The sequence below is a fragment of the Thalassospira sp. GB04J01 genome (genome assembly GCF_000751115.1).
Lineage (GTDB): Bacteria > Pseudomonadota > Alphaproteobacteria > Rhodospirillales > Thalassospiraceae > Thalassospira > Thalassospira lucentensis.
Window position 1 is genome coordinate 37,895 of sequence record NZ_CCDX020000014.1, and the last position, 16,030, is coordinate 53,924.

Genomic DNA, 16,030 nt, shown 5'->3' on the forward strand with positions numbered 1-16,030 from the left:
GGTTCATGTATAAGGATATTCTGGTTACAGTGGATCTTGATCATGACTCGTCTTGGAAAAAGGCGGTTCCGGTTGCGATCAAGCAGGCGCAAAGTTTTGGCGCACGTCTTCACGTTTTGACCGTGGTGCCCACGGTCGGCATGTCGATGGTCGGGCAGTTCTTTCCGAAGGGCTACGAGACCAAGGTTCTTGATGCCTATAATGAGCGTCTGCATGAGTTCGTGTCGGAGCATATTCCGAACGATATCAAGGTGCAGCACATCATCGGGCAGGGAACGGTTTACGAAGTGATCCTGAAAATGGCGAAAAAAACCAAATGCGATCTGATCGTGATTGGGGCGCATCGTCCGGAGCTCAAGGATTACCTTCTGGGGCCGAATGCTGCGCGTGTTGTTCGTCATGCGGATTGTTCTGTGATGGTTGTTCGCGAATAGCTGCATCCTGAACTGGGCGCAAAAGCGATATCGGAAAGGGGCGATGCATATGCATCGCCCCTTTTTGTCATCAGGAAAATACTTGGGTGTGCGTGATTATTTCGCAGCACATGGGTTAGCAGCGCACGGATTTGCTGCACATGGGTTAGCGGCCGCACAGGGGTTGGCTGCGCATGGACTGCACGGGCTGCAGGGATTAACGACCTTTTTCGCCGCACACGGATTGGCGGCACACGGGTTTGCCGCGCATGGGTTTGCCGCGCATGGGTTCGCAGCACATGGGTTGGCGGCACAAGGATTTGCAGTGCAGGTTGCGACTTCTGCGGTCGGGGTGGGCAGCGGTGCGGCCATCGCCATCGGGGCGGCCATTGCGAGGCTGGCGCCAACGGCAAGTGCCGGGATAAGGGCGGTTTGGGCGAAACGGTTTGTTTTCTTGGTCATTATTGCCTCTCTGAAGATGCTGTCATTAAATGTCGGAAGGAGTGTGATTGAGCTAACGTCCTCAAGCCACGCCGACTATGGCTCAAATCATCTGGGAGGCGGCGTCACATAGTTTCACTGTTCTGTGACAGCCCCGTGTGGGGCGGGGGTTCGGTGTTTATATGCCAATCCCCGTATCTTGGGTAAAGTCGAAAGCCAGACGGGGAATAAACTGGCCAAACTTATTGAAAAGCCGGTCAAATTTCATCATGTTGATGATAACGGGCTAAGTTGGGTGGTGCCGCTTGGCGGGTTGAATAATCCGTGAGAATGGGATCCGGGCAAAACGGGAATTACCGATGAAAAACAGTGTTAAAGCTGCAATTGTTCAAAAGTTTTTCGTAGCGGTATGCCTTTTGGCGTTTTCAGATGGTGCTTTTGCGCAATCGGGTTCTGTCACGGAACCATCCATGGTCGAAATCCCGGCGGGCTGGTTTTGGCAGGGGTCTGATGGGATCGAACGCTCATATGCCTATGATATTGACGAGCAGGTCTATGGCCACGACATTAGCCGCCGCAATAGATGGTATGATATCGAAGCCGACAAATGGCGCGTTCATCTTCTGCCCTACCATATTTCCAAGACCCCGGTGACCAACGATGATTACGCCGCGTTTATCAAGGCAACAGGTCATGCTGCCCCTGACATCAGCAAGGATGAATGGGACAGACAGGGGCTGATTTACAATTACGATACGATCGCGCCTTTCCTGTGGAAAAAGGGGCGGCCCCCCAGAGGACGCGGCAATCATCCTGTGGTGCTGGTATCCTGGCAGGATGCACAGGCCTATGTGGAATGGCTGAGTGAAAAGACCGGGAAAAATTGGTCATTGCCCAGCGAGCTTTACTGGGAAAAGGCTGTGCGCGGGGAAGAAGGAACCTTCTATCCGTGGGGCAATATCTATGACCCGACCCTTTTAAACAGTGGCGATCGTGGCCCCTTTGATACAACGCCGGTCGGGCAATATGATGCCGGGCCGTTTGGTCTTTTGGATGGTGTTGGACAGGTGTTCGAATGGACATCAACGTCCGGACAGGCGGGGTATCGCTTTGTCAAAGGTGGGTCGTGGGATGACCGAGGATGTGGTGTCTGTCGCCCAGCCGCCCGTCATGCGCGGCCTGAACATCTCAGACATATTCTGATCGGCTTTCGCGTGATGTATCTCGACTGATTTTAGCCATTGAATTGTCTTCAGCCCCTAAATCCCGCACCAAAAACACGGCCACATGATCATGGACCACAGGGTTCATGTGCGTATTTTATAATGGAATAATCAGTATAAAACTGAAATCCATTGCTTGATCCTTGTTGCAAAGCACGCTGAAATCACTAACTCTTGATCGAGATTAATTGGTCGGAATGACCAGAATGCGGATATTTCTGCCTTTGCGGATATAGAAAGCGGATCGCAAAGACACTGGTGCTGATATGAGTGAAATAGCAATCGACTGGACATCCATTCCAACGGCCCGACTGAAAAGAATGTTGGCTGCGGGGCGTGATGTCATGGAATGTCATCGGGTTTTGACTGCCACCAGCGATAACATCGTCGGTGAGCTGATCAAGACGGGCGGGACATTTTATGAATGGACGCATTACCCAGAAGGGGATGTTTATGACCGTCAATCACATGCGCAGTTTTATTATCACGCCCACCCAAAGGAAGAACGGCGTGAATGGGATGAACATGGTCATTTCCATAGTTTCATGCGTCCGCGCGGCATGCCCGATGGTTGTAAACCAAAACAGATAGATGGATTTGAGTATCCCGAAGGGCCAAACGATGCGCTTTCGCATCTGGTGGCATTTTCCATGGATGAGTTCGGGTTTTGCCAGCGACTGTTTACCACCAATCGCTGGGTCACCGGCGAGGTCTGGTATGATGGTGCCGACGTGACATCGATGCTTGATAATTTTATCATCGACCATGCACAGCCGTCCTGGCCGGTTAATCGCTGGATTTCCGGGATGATGGTTCTATATCGTCCACAGATCGAAGATTTAATCCGCCAGCGCGACGCCAAGATCACATCCTGGCAGCAACAATACCCGGACCGTGATGTGTATGAGGATCGTGATCTTGAAGTAACCTCGACAGAAGATATCGCGGTTGCCGAGCAGATGCGCGCAATCGGTGCCGAACTGGGTCGGCGCCGTGAGGCAGCCTGACAAGACCGGAAACGATTGAGTGCCGTGACATGACAAAAGGCCGATGCGCAGATGCATCGGCCTTTTGTTTTTGGGGATCAGGGTGTTGAATTATTTCGTTTTAAGAAACTCAATCATGTCCGCAACGTCTTCATCCTTCTTAAGTTTGAAGGCCATTTTCGAACGCTGTTTGGAACCGGCAATTTCACTGAGTTTTGCGGACGGATCTTTGAGGTAATCGGTCAGGAAGGCCTCGTCGGAGACAAAACCCTTTTCACACGCGGCTTGGTATCCCTTGCCGTATTTGTATCCATCGACGGTACCGCAGTCGCGACCGACAGCGCCAGCCAGGCTTGGGCCGACCTTGTTTACGCCAGCATCGACACTGTGGCAGGCAGCGCAGCGTTTAAAAAGTTTCTCGCCATTTTCGGCATCACCGGCAACGGCCGGGACAGCGGCAAGGATGACAAGGGACGTGGCGGCGAAAGCAATTTTGCGGGAAAGTGACATTATCGGGCCTCTCTTTGTTCATTCCCGTTGACCGGGATTACGTATCGATAGACTAGGGTCAGGACCTAGCACCCGTTTGGGTAACCAGAAGGTCAACAGGGCGGCATATTGTGCTTAAAAAATAGGGCCGTGCTGTTGAGATTCTAGAAATCATAACGACATCTAGCATATCTAAACCGTACAGGATTTGAGTTTAGTCAATTTTTGACAGTTAATACGTAGGGATGCTGATGATGGATTGCGCGTCGGTCCATGGCCTGAAATGATCTGTCGCCTGTGCAGTTAATGGACCCGATATAAGGCCATTTTGACTGTGAGGATGACATGATGAAAGAGCTAGGGTATTGAATATCGGGTATTTGTGCCGAATTTCGGGAAATTATGTTTGTCGAAACTCTGCCACAAGTATAGTGTAAAAAGGTTAGTTGGCAGCCATCCGGTAAGCGTGCCAGGAGATATCTATTGCCGCGTATCACCAAAGAAGATCTGAGTAAGCTGGTTCAAGACCCGTCCGGGTCAAACCGTGCGGATACCGCTGATAAGATCAGTCGCGAGTTTTCAACAGAAACTCTGTCTGACAGCGAACGCATTTTGGCCGAAGATATCTTTCGTTTGATGATCCGCGATGCGGAAGTCCGTGTTCGCAAAGCTTTGGCCAAGAACCTTCAGCAAACCCCGCTTGTGCCCCATGATGTGGTGGCAACACTGGCGCGCGACGTTGATGAAGTTGCCCTGCCGATCCTGAAGTTTTCCGAAGTTCTCAATGATGAAGACCTTGTCGATATCATTGGCGATAATACCGACAGCGTGGAAAAGCAGCGCGCCATTGCGTCGCGCGCCCATGTGTCAGAAATCGTTTCAGCGACCCTTGTCGATATTGGCCATGAAGATGTGATGGTTGATCTGGTTTCGAACGCCGGTGCCGAGATCAGTGAAGTGTCGTTGCAGAAAGTTGTCGAAGAGTTCGGTGAAAACGAACGCATCCAAAAACCAATGATTGAACGCAATCATTTGCCGATCACGATTGCCGAACGTTTGGTGACGCTGGTGTCTGATCGGATGCGCGCAGAACTTATTTCACGTGGTCACATCCCCGAGGGCATCGTCAACGCCGTGATGACCCAATCGCAGGAAAGTGCCACCATTGGCCTTCTGGGCGAGGGGGCGGAAGACCGCGATGTCGAACTTCTGGTCGAGCATCTCTATGCCAACAACCGTCTGACAAGTGGTTTGATCCTGCGTGCGCTTTGCATGGGCGATGTATCATTCTTTGAGGCGGCCCTGGCACGGCGTGCCGGTGTGTCGTTGATCAATACCCGTATACTGATCCATGACAGCGGGCCTTTCGGGCTTGAGGCAATCTATAATAAGGCCGACCTACCAGAACATTTCTTCCCGGGTGTCCGTGCCGCGATGGAAGTTGCCCGCGAAACCACCTTTGATGGTGGGGAGCAGGATAAGGAACGTTATTCACGGCGCATGATCGAACGGGTTTTGACCCAATACGGTGATCTGGGTGTCGAATTTGATTCCGATGACGTCGATTACCTGATGGGTAGGATGCTGCAATTGCCCAGTGAACGGGCGATGCATCAGTAACAACCGCGCAATCGGTCACCGTTGCCATCAATCATATGACCGTCACAGGAAACCGCCAGGTTAAGCAACATGCTTTCGGGCGGTTTTTTTGTGACTGGAGTTTAGGTCGTCAATTGACGGGGCATTCGCAACATGAAAAAGGCGCCGTTCTTAAACGGCGCCTTTTTGGAAAGTCAGTGGTTGTACCAGAAGCCTACTCAAGCAGGGTATTTGGCATCCACAAGGCAATTTCAGGGAACGCCATCACTAGGATCAAGCCGATAACCTGCAACAGAACAAATGGAATGATGCCTTTGTATATCTGCTGAATGGAGATCGATTTTGGTGCAACGCCCTTAAGATAAAACAGGGCGAACCCGAACGGCGGGGTTAAGAAACTTGTTTGCAAGTTTACCGCCACAAGGACCGCAAACCAGGTCAGAACCTGCGTCTCGGTTGCGCCCAGTCCACCAACATCAAGATGATGACCGAAATCAAGCTGTGCGATCACAGGTGCAAAGATCGGCAGAACAATCAGCGTAATCTCAACCCAGTCAAAGAAGAAGCCAAGGATAAACACGATCAGCATCAGCAACAGCAAGATGCCCCATGATCCCAAGCCTGCCTGTTCAACCAGATCAATGACAAGATCATCGCCACCAAGCGAACGGAACACGTATGAGAATACGGTCGCACCAGCAAACAGGAAGAACAGCATTGCCCCGGTCAGAGCCGAACGTTCGCAGACATCCTTAAGGACCGGCCATTTAAGCCGTCCTTTAACCAATGCAAGGAACGTCGCGCCAACTGCACCCACACCAGCGGCCTCGGTCGGGGTCGCGAAGCCTGCAAAGATTGACCCAAGTACCAGAACAATCAGGAAGACCGGCGGAAGGAAGCTTCGCAGCATCATCATCACAAGGTCTTTGCCGTGGACGGCTTCGCCTTCTGGAAGCGGCGGGGCCAGTGACGGGTTTATCTGACAGCGGATAAAGATATAAACAGTGTACAAACTTGCCAGAAGCAGGCCGGGAATGATCGATGCCAGGAACAGATTGCCGACCGAAATCGACAGAAGGTCTGACATCAGAACCAGCATGATGGACGGCGGTATCAGGATGCCAAGGGTACCAGAGGCGGCAATTGTCCCGGTCGCAAGTGACGGGTCATAATTACGGCGCAACATGACCGGCAAGGCCAGAAGCGTCATCATCACAACAGATGCGCCGATAATGCCCGTGGTTGCGGCCATAATGGTGCCCATCAGAGTAACCGAAAGTGCCAAGCCACCCGGAACCTTGCGCAGCAGCATGTTCAGGCATTCAAGCAGATCTTCGGCGACGCCACTTTTTTCAAGCATCGTACCCATGAAAATGAACATGGGAACGGCAACCATCACCATATTTTCGGCGATGCCACCCCAGATGCGCGAAACGATGTTGAAGAATTCAATAAAGGAGAAAACGTCATAGGCCATACCGAGGAAGCCAAAGGCAATCCCGATGCCTGAAATGACGAATGCAACCGGAAGACCCGTGAACACAAAGATGCCGATACAGGCAAACATGAACAGCGGAAACCAGTCTTCGATATAAAAGTTATCCATTTGGGTTATCCCTGTCCGGCTTAGTCTTTGAGCTTGGCAACGTCGCCAAGGTCTGCGTGGTGGGTCCCGACATAGTAGCCCGCACGTTTATGCAGGTTGGTCGGTCCAAAGACAAAGACGAAGCATTTCATAAATACTGAAAGCCCTGCCATCGCGAGAAGCCCAAAGCCGATGGGGATTGTCGATTTGATGATCCAGCGATGGGTCAAGCCGGTTGTCGACGCCGAAACCTCGTGGTTCTCAAAGGAGCGGGCGACAAAATCAAAACCGAAATAAAGCACCAAAGCACAGAACGGCAGGACACAGATAATGCCGCCGATCATTTCGACAATGGCGCGGGTGCGCGGACGCAAATTGTCACGGATCAGTTCGATACGGACATGAGAGTCGCGAATATAACCAAAACCAAAACACAGCATGAACAGGCCGGTGTGCAGGTGCCATTCGAGTTCCTGCAACTTGATCGATCCCTGACCGCCAAATTTACGCTGGATCACATCATAAATGATCGTCAGCATCAGCGGGATCGCCAGCAAGGATGCCCACTTCCCGATACGGGAAACGACGGCGTCAATGCAGTCACTAATTTTTAGTAGCGCTTCCATAGGAGACTCCCGGGTCTTCTCTTTCGCGGTCAAGGCCGGGGCACGCGGACCCGGCCTTGCCGTGACTTGTTTTTATAGACTGCGTAAGCAGCCTTTCAGACCGTTTGGATTAATCGAGATACCCGATGTCTTTCCAGATTTTGTAATCTGCACGGAAGGACTGCAGGCTTTCATAGGCATCCTTGAATGCGGCATCTTCACTCGAAAGTTCGCCAGCCACTTCTTCCCATGCACCACGCATCGCATCGAGCATTTCCGGCGACCATTTTTTGATGTTCACGCCTTTTTCCTGAAGTTCTTTCAGGGCTGCGAACTGGATCGCTTCGCCTTCGGCGAAACCATAAGCAAGGTTGTCGTTACAGACAGTTTCGATCTGTGCCTGCTGGGTGTCGGAAAGTGCATCCCATTTTTCTTTGTTCATCATCAGATCAAAGAAGGTCGACTGCTGATGCCAGCCCGGGAAGTAGTAGTATTTGGCTACCTGATGGAAGCCAAGTTTCAGATCGATCGCCGGCATGGAGAATTCGGTCGCATCAATCGTACCGAGCTCAAGTGCCGGATAGATGTCGCCAGCCGAAAGAAGCTGGGTCGATACACCGAGTTTTTCCATGACTTTTGCGCCAAGGCCAAAGAAGCGCATCTTCAGGCCCTTAAGGTCATCAACCGAGTTGATTTCCTTGGAGAACCAGCCAGAAGCTTCCGGTGCGATCAGGCCACAGAACAGCGACTTGATGCCATGTTCGGCATACAGCTTGTCAAAGATTTCCTGACCGCCGCCAAACTTGACCCATGCCAGATATTCACCTGCCTGCGGGCCGAACGGAACAGCACCGAACAGCTGAAGGGCAGGGACTTTACCAGCCCAATATCCCGGGGTTGAGAAAGCCGCATCAATCGAGCCGGTTGAAACAGCATCAAAAACTTCGAGTGCAGGCACAAGTGCGCCCGGCTCATAGAATTTAATGTTGATGTTGCCACCGGAAACGGCGTCGATTTTTTCATCGACGCGCTTGCCCAGCGTCCCGAGCTGGGTCAGGCTGCCAGGATAGGTTGACCCCATTTTCCAGCGAACGCGTTCCTGAGCATTTGCATCAGATGGGGCCGCAGAAAATGCTGCCGTTGCGAGAACTGCGACACAAGTTGCCGACTTAAGCAGTTTAGAAAAGCTCATCCGTCTTCCTCCCTAAGAAGTCCGAAATTGGTAATACCACGTGAGGCGGACAACCGCGTTTTGTTATTATTATTGCTGCGGGTTTCCGCCGATTTTTATGTTGCGAGGCCGAGCATAAGCGTAATTCGCAAGTATGGGCAAGTTTGTTTCGCTCTTTGCGCAAGAAAATATCTTCGCGGATGCGTGAAAAATAACTTGCATCCAGCTTCAAAAGCAGGATTTGCGCACGGGAATGCGTATTTTTACAGACGTTTAGGCTTTGGTGCGGCCCTATCCTTAAAAGACACGTTATATTCGTCGCTTAGCAAAATTGCTCTGCGACGATTCGCCTTTTGTATGGGGTTGATCGCTGAATGTATGGTGTGGGGTGTTTTGATTTATCGTGTGATGAAGGTTTTCAGGGTCTGTGCGCGGGCATCTGGTTTTGCAGCTGCAACATCATTCGGGCTGCTGGCCCCTGATTTTGGAGATGGGGCAGTGCGAAGTTGCCCGGGCATCATAGCCCCGAAATGAAAACGGGCGGTCCTTTTAAAAAAAGACCGCCCGACTGATGGTCGGAGCGAGAGGATTCGAACCTCCGACCCCTGCCTCCCGAAGACAGTGCTCTACCAGGCTGAGCTACGCTCCGTCAGTGGCGGGAGGTTTAGCTCTTCTTTCGGTGCGGATCAAGCATAATCGGGCTGTTTTCAGGGAAATATTTGCGTGATTGGAGGCGTTCAGCACCGAGTTGCCCAAGGTTGAGCTTAAATCACCGGCAAGCTTAGGTTTACGGATGGGATCAGCGCAAAAGGCCCTAAATCGGTGTCTGTTTCACGGCCTTTGAATGACCTGTTGGCGGTATGGATTTTGAGATGGGAAACTAATGACGTTTAAAAACGCTGTACTAACCTCATTTATGGCGGGCAGAGGCAGCAAGTCCAATCTTCAGACAAGGAGGATGTCAAAGAAGCCCGCCGTTATGATTGCGGGGAAACACACTGCAACGGGCTGTCTTGAACCGACCTCATTGGTCCTTAAATAAAAACAATGGATCAAAAAAGACATTTGCAGAACGACGGCTGGCGCATCGGCAACAAGCCGCTTAACATCAACCATATATAATATGGAGCCCCGATTATCCTGAACGATCCCAAAAGATCAGCGGTCGAAATGTTCTGACGATGGTTAAATAAGCTCTGAATTGAAGTTTATCGGGAAGTGTTGGTTTGAATGTTCACTGAATATCTTCGTCCTAAAAACCTATCCCAAAAAGTGATGCGGGTTACTTTTTCGATCTATTTGGGCGTAACCTTTCTGGTCACAAGTGTTCAGTTCCTGACTGAATATATTAAGACACAAGATTCAATCTTAAGTGAATTGGAACAGCTAGAGCAGACCGTTCAGAATCCAATCGCGACGAGTATGTGGCAGTACAATCAAAAACAGATGGATGCCCTCGTCGAGGGGTTGCTTAAAATGCCAATAATCGTGGGTGTCGATATTTTCGACAAACACGAAGAAAAGATCATTTCGAAAAGGTCCTACACGGAAGGGGCAGCCCCATTATCAATTTTTGATAAAAAGTCAGACTTAGCTTGGGAGCTGAACGACAAAAAAATAACGTTAGGGGCGCTGACACTTTATTCATCTTCAGAAGTCGTTTTGAACCGCGTTTTGTTTGGCTTTGCCTTGATTGCGATTACCGCAATCATAAAGCTGTCTGTTTTATTTTGGCTGTTTGTCTGGGCTTTCGATCGTTTTCTAGCCCGTCCGTTAAAAGAGCTCATGTCGCAAGTCGATGAGGTTCAACTGAGCCAAGATTTCAGCAAACGGATCAATCTTTCCATCACTGAAAACAACGAGATCAGTAAGCTTCAGGATCATATGAATAATATGCTCTCTGCCATGGAGAAGGGGCGCGCGCAATTATTGGAAGACGAGCAAGCCAAGCGTAACTGGCTTGAGGATGCTGTTGCAAAGCGCACAGAAGAGCTCCAGATCCTGAATGAAAAGCTCAAAGATCTGGCGGCGAATGATTCTTTAACGGGCGCATTAAACCGTGGAAATTTCTTTGAGACGGCACGGCATTTGTTCACGTTATCGCAGCGCCAAAAGTCGCCTGCATCCTTTATCCTGATGGATCTGGATCACTTTAAGATGGTCAACGATACCTATGGCCATTTTATCGGGGACAAGGTTCTTATTCATTTTGCACATACCATTCAGGATTTCCTCGGAAAGTCGGACCTTTTTGGGCGGCTGGGCGGAGAAGAGTTTGCAATATTTCTCCCGGATATGGGGATCGATCATGCCAGCCGTCTTGCCGATAAACTGCGAAAGGCCATTGGTTCGGCCACTTTGGAGGTGGACGGTAACACAATCACCTACACAGTAAGTTTTGGCGTTACCTCGTCCGAGGCAAAAGACAACTCTATTGACGAGCTGTTCAAGCGCGCCGATCTGAAGCTTTATGGGGCCAAAGAGAAAGGTCGCGACCGCGTCGAAAGGTAAAGAAAATGCACCGTCTCTTCGTCTTTATGCTTCTTTTGACGGCAACCACGGTGGCCAACATCAGTCAGGCGGCTACTTTGAAGGTTTGCTATGATCAATGGGCGCCGATGACGATCTTTCCCTCGGAAGATGCTCCTGAGCGCGGCGTTATCATTGATATGCTCGATCACATATACACCTCACATGGCTACACACTGGAATATTACGAAGTCCCTCTCGCACGGGGGCTTAGCATGGTCGAAGATGGACTTTGTGATATGCTGCCCGAATACGTGTTTTCAGGGCCCAAAGATACTGGGTTCGTGTATGCCGAGGAAAAGACGTTTGCCTATATAACCGCCTTTGTTGTCAGGCAAGATGATCCGTGGCGCTATAACGGCATCCAGTCGATGAACGGTAGGCGCATTGCAACGGGGCCGGGCTGGGATTACAGCTCAGCAAGTCTCGAGTATCAAAAATATATTGATGATCCAAGAAATGCGGATTTCATTGAAGTGATCTCTGGTTACGACGATGTGGTGGACCGGATTTTCACCATGATTAAAGAAAACCGGGTCGACCTTTATGCCGATAACGAACTGGTTCTTCAGTATGTCTTAAACCGGCTGGACATGAATGACGATCTGAAGATTGTGCGCCCGGGTTTGGAAAAGAAACTGGTTGAAAAAGCGATCTTCTCAAAGAAAATTCCACCGGGAAAAAGACAGCAACTTATAAGAATCTGGAATGAAGGACGCTTGTCGATGAAAGGCGAGAAAGAGAGCGTCTTGCTTGAAAAGTATGGCGTGAGATTTGAAGAGTAAACCAAGGCTGAGTAGCCAATTGGGTTTGCCTATTGTTCGCGAAGCGTTTTCTGGGTGGGCGGATTTTATGCTCACCAACGAAAAACGCCCTAGCATTTCTGCTAGGGCGTAATATCTTGATATTTCTATCAATAATGGTCGGAGCGAGAGGATTCGAACCTCCGACCCCTGCCTCCCGAAGACAGTGCTCTACCAGGCTGAGCTACGCTCCGTCATTCTGCGAAGCCGGGTGATAATGGTTTCTGGCAAGTGACGCAAGATATTTTTGTGACATCGTTGCCTAACACCGCCAAGCAATATGGGGTGTTTGTCGGTAGGTGGTATCAGTAGGGGCGGGAAATACAGAACTCGACCGCTTCGATCATCGAATCCTTGATCGGACCATCGTCAAAGCGCGTCAGCGTATCAATTGCCATCTGCCCATAGTCGCGGGCCCGATCCATTGATGCCGTAAGTGCGTCATGTTTGCGGATCAGCGTCTGCGCACGGTCAAGATCGCCGTCTTCAAAATTCTGATCTTCCATGCAGCGACGCCAGAATGCTTTTTCATCTTCGTCGCCCTTGGCAAAGGAAATGATCACCGGAAGTGTGACCTTACCGTCACGGAAATCATCGCCAACGGTTTTGCCAAGGGTGGCCTGATGGGCCGAATAATCGAGAACATCGTCAATCAGCTGGAATGCCGTGCCCAGATAGATGCCATAAAGCCGCAGGGCTTCTTCATCCTCGGCCGACCGTTTGGCAATGACCGCACCGATTTGCGATGCTGCGCCAAAAAGGGCGGCGGTTTTGGCGGTGATGACTTCAAGATAGGCCTCTTCGCTTGTGCCCATGTCATTGGCGGTCGCAAGCTGTAAGACTTCGCCTTCGGCAATGACGGCCGATGCCTGTGCCAGAATATCAAGAACGCGCAAGGATCCGGTTTTGACCATCACAACAAAGGCGCGCGCAAACAGGAAATCGCCAACCAGAACACTTGCTTCGTTGCCAAAAAGGGCATTGGCCGATGCCTGTCCACGGCGCAGCTGACTTTCGTCAACCACATCATCATGCAGAAGGGTTGCAGTGTGGATAAACTCGACACAGGCGGCAAGGTCAACCGCATCGGGACCATCGCCGTAACCGCAAAGCCGGGCCGATGCCAGTGTCAGCATCGGACGCATGCGTTTGCCGCCGGCCGCAACCAGATGTGATGCCAGTTGCGGGATCAGGGCGACTTCGCTGTGCATATTGTCGATGATGACCTGATTGACGCGCTTCATATCGGCGTCAACAAGGTTAACCAGTGAATCAAGGCTCGGCTGAGGCTTTGTCTGCGGTGCGGTATTGGTCACGCTGTATTCCGACTTTCCAATGGCATCTTCGCGGCCTGCATTTAGCGAAGATTGCAAATAACATCAGGCGGCCTCAACATAGATAGCCAAGGGCATACCGGTCAAGGGGACAAATGCTGTGGTGGACAGTGTGCAATCCTAGATAAATTGCGGAGTTAAGGGCGTTTTCTGAAAACGGCTGCACAGGCTCCCCACATTAATGTACGTATAATTTCAACACTGGATCTGAAACGATCCGGTCAAGGTGACACACCGAGCAAACGATTTAAGGGGAACCGCCATATGATCGAACTGTTTCGCAGCAACGATCCGATTGAGCTGAGCTGGGCGCAATCGGTGTTGGCGGATGAAGGAATTTCGAGCCACATTTTTGACTATCACGCCAGCATCATCGAAGGGTCCATCGGGGCGCTGCAACGGCGTTTGATGGTTGACGGCGAACAGGAAAGTCGCGCGAAATACATTCTTGATATTGCCAGACGCGAGCTTGATGCGCATAACGCAGAACAAGACAAAAAGGACGAACTGACGTCCAAGTAATGCTGGCAAGTGATGCTAGGTCTCGGGACTTCACCAAAACCCATATTGCATGGGCAGGATGAGGTGCGTGACACTGGTGGCGCAAATAAAGGCGATTGATGACTAACGCAGGTGCGACATGTGATGTGCCCGACTTTCCCGAAGACCGGATCAGTCATGATTTTCTACTGGGTGGGTCGGTAACGCTTAAACAACCGGTCGATGGCTATCGGGTGGCGGTCGATGCGGTGTTTCTGGCGGCTGCGGTCGCGATTAATTCCAGACGCGATCAAAAAATTCTTGATGTCGGGGCGGCGGTTGGTTCGGCCGGGTTGTGTGTCGCGCATCGACTTGAAGATGCGGTTGTGACCGGTATTGAACTGCAGGATGACCTCTATGCGCTTTATTGTCGCAACGTGGTTGAAAATAATCTGGTCGGGCGCGTGACCCCGGTTCATGGCGATATCAATGATCCAAGGTTACCTTTACAGGCCCACGGTTTTGATCAGGTAATTTCAAACCCGCCTTACTATCCTAGTGGTACGCGCCCGGCCAATGAAAGCCGGGCAACCGCCCATCAGGAAGGTCATACCAGTCTCAAAGACTGGATTGGGTTCTGTTTGAAAATGCTGCGTCCAAAAGGCCGGATTACATTGGTCCATCGTGCAGATCATTTGGATCGCATCATTGGTTTGTTGCATGGCAAAGCCGGGGATGTGACGGTTTACCCGATCTGGAGCAAAGATAATTCCGAGGCACCACTACGAGTGATTGTTTCCGCCCGCAAAGGGGTGGCATCGCCGCTTACCCTGCGCCGCGGACTTGTTTTGCATGACGCCGCAGGGGCCTTTTTACCGCACGCGGAACAAATTTTGCGCAATCCTTTGCCATTGCCCGGTTTCTAAATCGATGAGAGTTTAATATAAGAACCGCTTGGTTGCGCTGTGGCGCAGAAATAAATGCGCTTTGGGAACGGATATGCTCAGCTTTTCGAAAATCATTTTTACCGCTCTGGTCATTGTCGTCGTATGGCAGGGCTTTAAGCTGTTTAACCGTTTCAAGCAGGTTTCAGAAAACGAACAGCCAAAGCAGACCCGCCATAAGAAGAAAAGCCAGCCAAAGACCGTGGCGCAGGAAATGGAAAAATGCCCCGAGTGCGGCGTTTACCACGCCGAAGGCAATGCCCATCGCTGCTAGGGCTAAGCTTCGAACTGTCCAGCGGAAGCGACAGAACCCCAACGGCCTGTCTTCGACTTTGTGTCAACACGGGCAGATTTCATTTGAAAACCCGCACCAGATCGCTGATCTATGATGTTGCGGTGCAGTATTTTGTGACGAGCAGTGATGCAAGGGTTGCAAATTCGGTGCATCTCAGGGCTTTTGCCTTCTTGACCCCGGCGGGGCAGGGCGGTAGCTTGCCGCTCTAATTTATAGGCAACAGTAATAGTGAGTTTGCGCAATGGCGCTCGACGGGTCGCAACGTCCCCCTTCATTCCAGGAAATCATTCTTCGACTGCAAAGCTATTGGGCCGATAAGGGATGTGTCATCCTTCAGCCTTATGACTTGGAAGTCGGTGCCGGTACCTTCCACACCGCGACAACCTTGCGCGCGCTTGGACCGGAAAGCTGGAATGCGGCCTATGTGCAGCCATCGCGTCGTCCAACCGATGGTCGGTATGGGGAAAACCCGAACCGCTTGCAGCACTATTACCAGTTTCAGGTGATCATGAAGCCGTCGCCGGGCAATTCGCAGGAATTGTATCTTGGCTCGCTCAAGCATCTGGGCATTGACCCGATGGCCCATGACATCCGCTTTGTCGAGGATGACTGGGAAAGCCCGACCCTTGGTGCATGGGGTCTTGGCTGGGAAGTCTGGCTTGATGGCATGGAAGTCACCCAGTTTACCTATTTCCAACAGGTCGGCGGTTATGAATGTAACCCGGTTCCGGTCGAGCTGACTTATGGGCTGGAACGTCTGGCGATGTATATTCAGGGTGTCGAGAACGTCTATGACCTTGATTACAATGGTCAGGGTGTCAGCTATGGCGACGTGTTCCTGCAAAATGAAATCGAACAATCGACCTATAACTTTGAAGTTGCCAACACCGATATGTTGTTCCAGCACTTCAAGGACGCACAGGCCGAATGTGGCGTTAATATCGAACGTGGTCTGGCATTGCCAGCCTATGAGCAGGCAATGAAAGCCAGCCATATCTTTAACCTTCTTGATGCGCGCGGTGTGATTTCCGTGACCGAACGTGCGGCCTATATCGGCCGTGTTCGGGACATGTCGAAATCCTGCTGCGAGGCCTGGCTGCGATCACGCGGCCATCTGAAAGAGGAGGCATAAG

Annotated in this window: 17 protein-coding genes and 2 tRNA genes; 12 read left to right on the forward strand and 7 right to left on the reverse strand. The window is 51.1% G+C overall.

All coding sequences use genetic code 11. The annotated features are described in order from the left end of the window. The first annotated feature begins 5 nt into the window (after positions 1 to 5). From AMM48_RS14850 to AMM48_RS14865, 4 genes are all read left to right on the forward strand, one after another. Positions 6 to 434 carry a universal stress protein gene (locus AMM48_RS14850; RefSeq protein ID WP_022732967.1) on the forward strand — a complete coding sequence of 143 codons (429 nt, stop codon included), beginning with the start codon at positions 6 to 8 and terminating at the stop codon, positions 432 to 434. A 49-nt stretch (positions 435 to 483) separates the two neighbouring features. Continuing rightward, the gene (locus AMM48_RS22200) at positions 484 to 987 is read left to right on the forward strand and encodes a hypothetical protein (RefSeq protein WP_158246475.1); all 504 of its coding nucleotides are present in this window, start codon (positions 484 to 486) and stop codon (positions 985 to 987) included. Between the two features lie 226 nt (positions 988 to 1,213). Continuing rightward, positions 1,214 to 2,086 carry an SUMF1/EgtB/PvdO family nonheme iron enzyme gene (locus AMM48_RS14860; RefSeq protein ID WP_102784682.1) on the forward strand — a complete coding sequence of 291 codons (873 nt, stop codon included), beginning with the start codon at positions 1,214 to 1,216 and terminating at the stop codon, positions 2,084 to 2,086. A gap of 257 nt (positions 2,087 to 2,343) precedes the next feature. After that, on the forward strand, positions 2,344 to 3,084 hold the full coding sequence (locus AMM48_RS14865) for a hypothetical protein (protein ID WP_102784683.1): 741 nt from the start codon (positions 2,344 to 2,346) through the stop codon (positions 3,082 to 3,084). Positions 3,085 to 3,174: 90 nt separating this feature from the next. Here AMM48_RS14865 and AMM48_RS14870 read toward each other — a convergent pair whose 3' ends face one another. Next, on the reverse strand, positions 3,175 to 3,573 hold the full coding sequence (locus tag AMM48_RS14870) for a c-type cytochrome (RefSeq protein ID WP_022732972.1): 399 nt from the start codon (positions 3,571 to 3,573) through the stop codon (positions 3,175 to 3,177). A 462-nt stretch (positions 3,574 to 4,035) separates the two neighbouring features. Here AMM48_RS14870 and AMM48_RS14875 point away from each other — a divergent pair, with 462 nt between their 5' ends. Beyond that, the gene (locus AMM48_RS14875; RefSeq protein WP_022732973.1) at positions 4,036 to 5,172 is read left to right on the forward strand and encodes a DUF2336 domain-containing protein; all 1,137 of its coding nucleotides are present in this window, start codon (positions 4,036 to 4,038) and stop codon (positions 5,170 to 5,172) included. A 193-nt stretch (positions 5,173 to 5,365) separates the two neighbouring features. Here AMM48_RS14875 and AMM48_RS14880 read toward each other — a convergent pair whose 3' ends face one another. The 3 genes from AMM48_RS14880 to AMM48_RS14890 form a co-directional block, all read right to left on the reverse strand. Then, positions 5,366 to 6,757 (reverse strand): TRAP transporter large permease subunit, encoded by a 1,392-nt coding sequence (locus tag AMM48_RS14880; RefSeq protein WP_022732974.1) that lies wholly within the window; start codon positions 6,755 to 6,757, stop codon positions 5,366 to 5,368. Between the two features lie 20 nt (positions 6,758 to 6,777). After that, a complete protein-coding gene (locus AMM48_RS14885; RefSeq protein ID WP_102784684.1) occupies positions 6,778 to 7,362 on the reverse strand; it encodes a TRAP transporter small permease subunit in 585 nt (194 codons plus the stop codon). 109 nt (positions 7,363 to 7,471) lie between these two features. Then, positions 7,472 to 8,533: a TRAP transporter substrate-binding protein gene (locus AMM48_RS14890; RefSeq protein WP_022732976.1), complete on the reverse strand. Its 1,062-nt coding sequence runs from the start codon at positions 8,531 to 8,533 to the stop codon at positions 7,472 to 7,474. Between the two features lie 27 nt (positions 8,534 to 8,560). Here AMM48_RS14890 and AMM48_RS22090 point away from each other — a divergent pair, with 27 nt between their 5' ends. Continuing rightward, the gene (locus AMM48_RS22090) at positions 8,561 to 9,046 is read left to right on the forward strand and encodes a hypothetical protein (protein ID WP_146030416.1); all 486 of its coding nucleotides are present in this window, start codon (positions 8,561 to 8,563) and stop codon (positions 9,044 to 9,046) included. Positions 9,047 to 9,084: 38 nt separating this feature from the next. Here AMM48_RS22090 and AMM48_RS14895 read toward each other — a convergent pair. After that, a tRNA-Pro gene (locus tag AMM48_RS14895) sits at positions 9,085 to 9,161 on the reverse strand. Positions 9,162 to 9,742: 581 nt separating this feature from the next. On the opposite strand from AMM48_RS14895, the gene AMM48_RS14900 reads away from it, so the two are divergent. Both AMM48_RS14900 and AMM48_RS14905 read left to right on the forward strand, forming a co-directional pair. Continuing rightward, positions 9,743 to 11,023, forward strand: a complete 1,281-nt coding sequence (locus AMM48_RS14900; RefSeq protein ID WP_102784685.1) for a diguanylate cyclase — start codon at positions 9,743 to 9,745, stop codon at positions 11,021 to 11,023. 5 nt (positions 11,024 to 11,028) lie between these two features. Next, positions 11,029 to 11,826, forward strand: coding sequence for a transporter substrate-binding domain-containing protein (locus AMM48_RS14905; protein WP_102784686.1), 798 nt, complete (start codon positions 11,029 to 11,031; stop codon positions 11,824 to 11,826). Positions 11,827 to 11,961: 135 nt separating this feature from the next. Here the strand turns inward: AMM48_RS14905 and AMM48_RS14910 are convergent. Both AMM48_RS14910 and AMM48_RS14915 read right to left on the reverse strand, forming a co-directional pair. Continuing rightward, positions 11,962 to 12,038 (reverse strand) — tRNA-Pro (locus tag AMM48_RS14910). Between the two features lie 111 nt (positions 12,039 to 12,149). Beyond that, the gene (locus tag AMM48_RS14915) at positions 12,150 to 13,160 is read right to left on the reverse strand and encodes a polyprenyl synthetase family protein (protein ID WP_102784687.1); all 1,011 of its coding nucleotides are present in this window, start codon (positions 13,158 to 13,160) and stop codon (positions 12,150 to 12,152) included. Positions 13,161 to 13,442: 282 nt separating this feature from the next. Between AMM48_RS14915 and AMM48_RS14920 the strand changes: the two genes are divergently transcribed. The 4 genes from AMM48_RS14920 (at position 13,443) to AMM48_RS14935 (ending at position 16,029) form a co-directional block, all read left to right on the forward strand. Next, positions 13,443 to 13,700 carry a DUF2007 domain-containing protein gene (locus AMM48_RS14920; protein WP_022732978.1) on the forward strand — a complete coding sequence of 86 codons (258 nt, stop codon included), beginning with the start codon at positions 13,443 to 13,445 and terminating at the stop codon, positions 13,698 to 13,700. A 98-nt stretch (positions 13,701 to 13,798) separates the two neighbouring features. Then, positions 13,799 to 14,584, forward strand: a complete 786-nt coding sequence (locus AMM48_RS14925) for a methyltransferase (RefSeq protein WP_102784688.1) — start codon at positions 13,799 to 13,801, stop codon at positions 14,582 to 14,584. A gap of 73 nt (positions 14,585 to 14,657) precedes the next feature. Further along, positions 14,658 to 14,876, forward strand: a complete 219-nt coding sequence (locus AMM48_RS14930) for a hypothetical protein (protein WP_022732981.1) — start codon at positions 14,658 to 14,660, stop codon at positions 14,874 to 14,876. A gap of 262 nt (positions 14,877 to 15,138) precedes the next feature. Continuing rightward, positions 15,139 to 16,029, forward strand: a complete 891-nt coding sequence (locus tag AMM48_RS14935) for a glycine--tRNA ligase subunit alpha (protein ID WP_102784689.1) — start codon at positions 15,139 to 15,141, stop codon at positions 16,027 to 16,029. Position 16,030: the final 1 nt, after the last annotated feature.

Coding starts and splice junctions, on each gene's coding strand:
- AMM48_RS14850 (WP_022732967.1), top strand. CDS start 6: ATGTATAAGGATATTCTGGTTACAGTGGATCTTGATCATGACTCGTCT.
- AMM48_RS22200 (WP_158246475.1), top strand. CDS start 484: ATGCATCGCCCCTTTTTGTCATCAGGAAAATACTTGGGTGTGCGTGAT.
- AMM48_RS14860 (WP_102784682.1), top strand. CDS start 1,214: ATGAAAAACAGTGTTAAAGCTGCAATTGTTCAAAAGTTTTTCGTAGCG.
- AMM48_RS14865 (WP_102784683.1), top strand. CDS start 2,344: ATGAGTGAAATAGCAATCGACTGGACATCCATTCCAACGGCCCGACTG.
- AMM48_RS14870 (WP_022732972.1), bottom strand. CDS start 3,573: ATGTCACTTTCCCGCAAAATTGCTTTCGCCGCCACGTCCCTTGTCATC.
- AMM48_RS14880 (WP_022732974.1), bottom strand. CDS start 6,757: ATGGATAACTTTTATATCGAAGACTGGTTTCCGCTGTTCATGTTTGCC.
- AMM48_RS14885 (WP_102784684.1), bottom strand. CDS start 7,362: ATGGAAGCGCTACTAAAAATTAGTGACTGCATTGACGCCGTCGTTTCC.
- AMM48_RS14890 (WP_022732976.1), bottom strand. CDS start 8,533: ATGAGCTTTTCTAAACTGCTTAAGTCGGCAACTTGTGTCGCAGTTCTC.
- AMM48_RS14900 (WP_102784685.1), top strand. CDS start 9,743: ATGTTCACTGAATATCTTCGTCCTAAAAACCTATCCCAAAAAGTGATG.
- AMM48_RS14905 (WP_102784686.1), top strand. CDS start 11,029: ATGCACCGTCTCTTCGTCTTTATGCTTCTTTTGACGGCAACCACGGTG.
- AMM48_RS14920 (WP_022732978.1), top strand. CDS start 13,443: ATGATCGAACTGTTTCGCAGCAACGATCCGATTGAGCTGAGCTGGGCG.
- AMM48_RS14925 (WP_102784688.1), top strand. CDS start 13,799: ATGACTAACGCAGGTGCGACATGTGATGTGCCCGACTTTCCCGAAGAC.
- AMM48_RS14930 (WP_022732981.1), top strand. CDS start 14,658: ATGCTCAGCTTTTCGAAAATCATTTTTACCGCTCTGGTCATTGTCGTC.
- AMM48_RS14935 (WP_102784689.1), top strand. CDS start 15,139: ATGGCGCTCGACGGGTCGCAACGTCCCCCTTCATTCCAGGAAATCATT.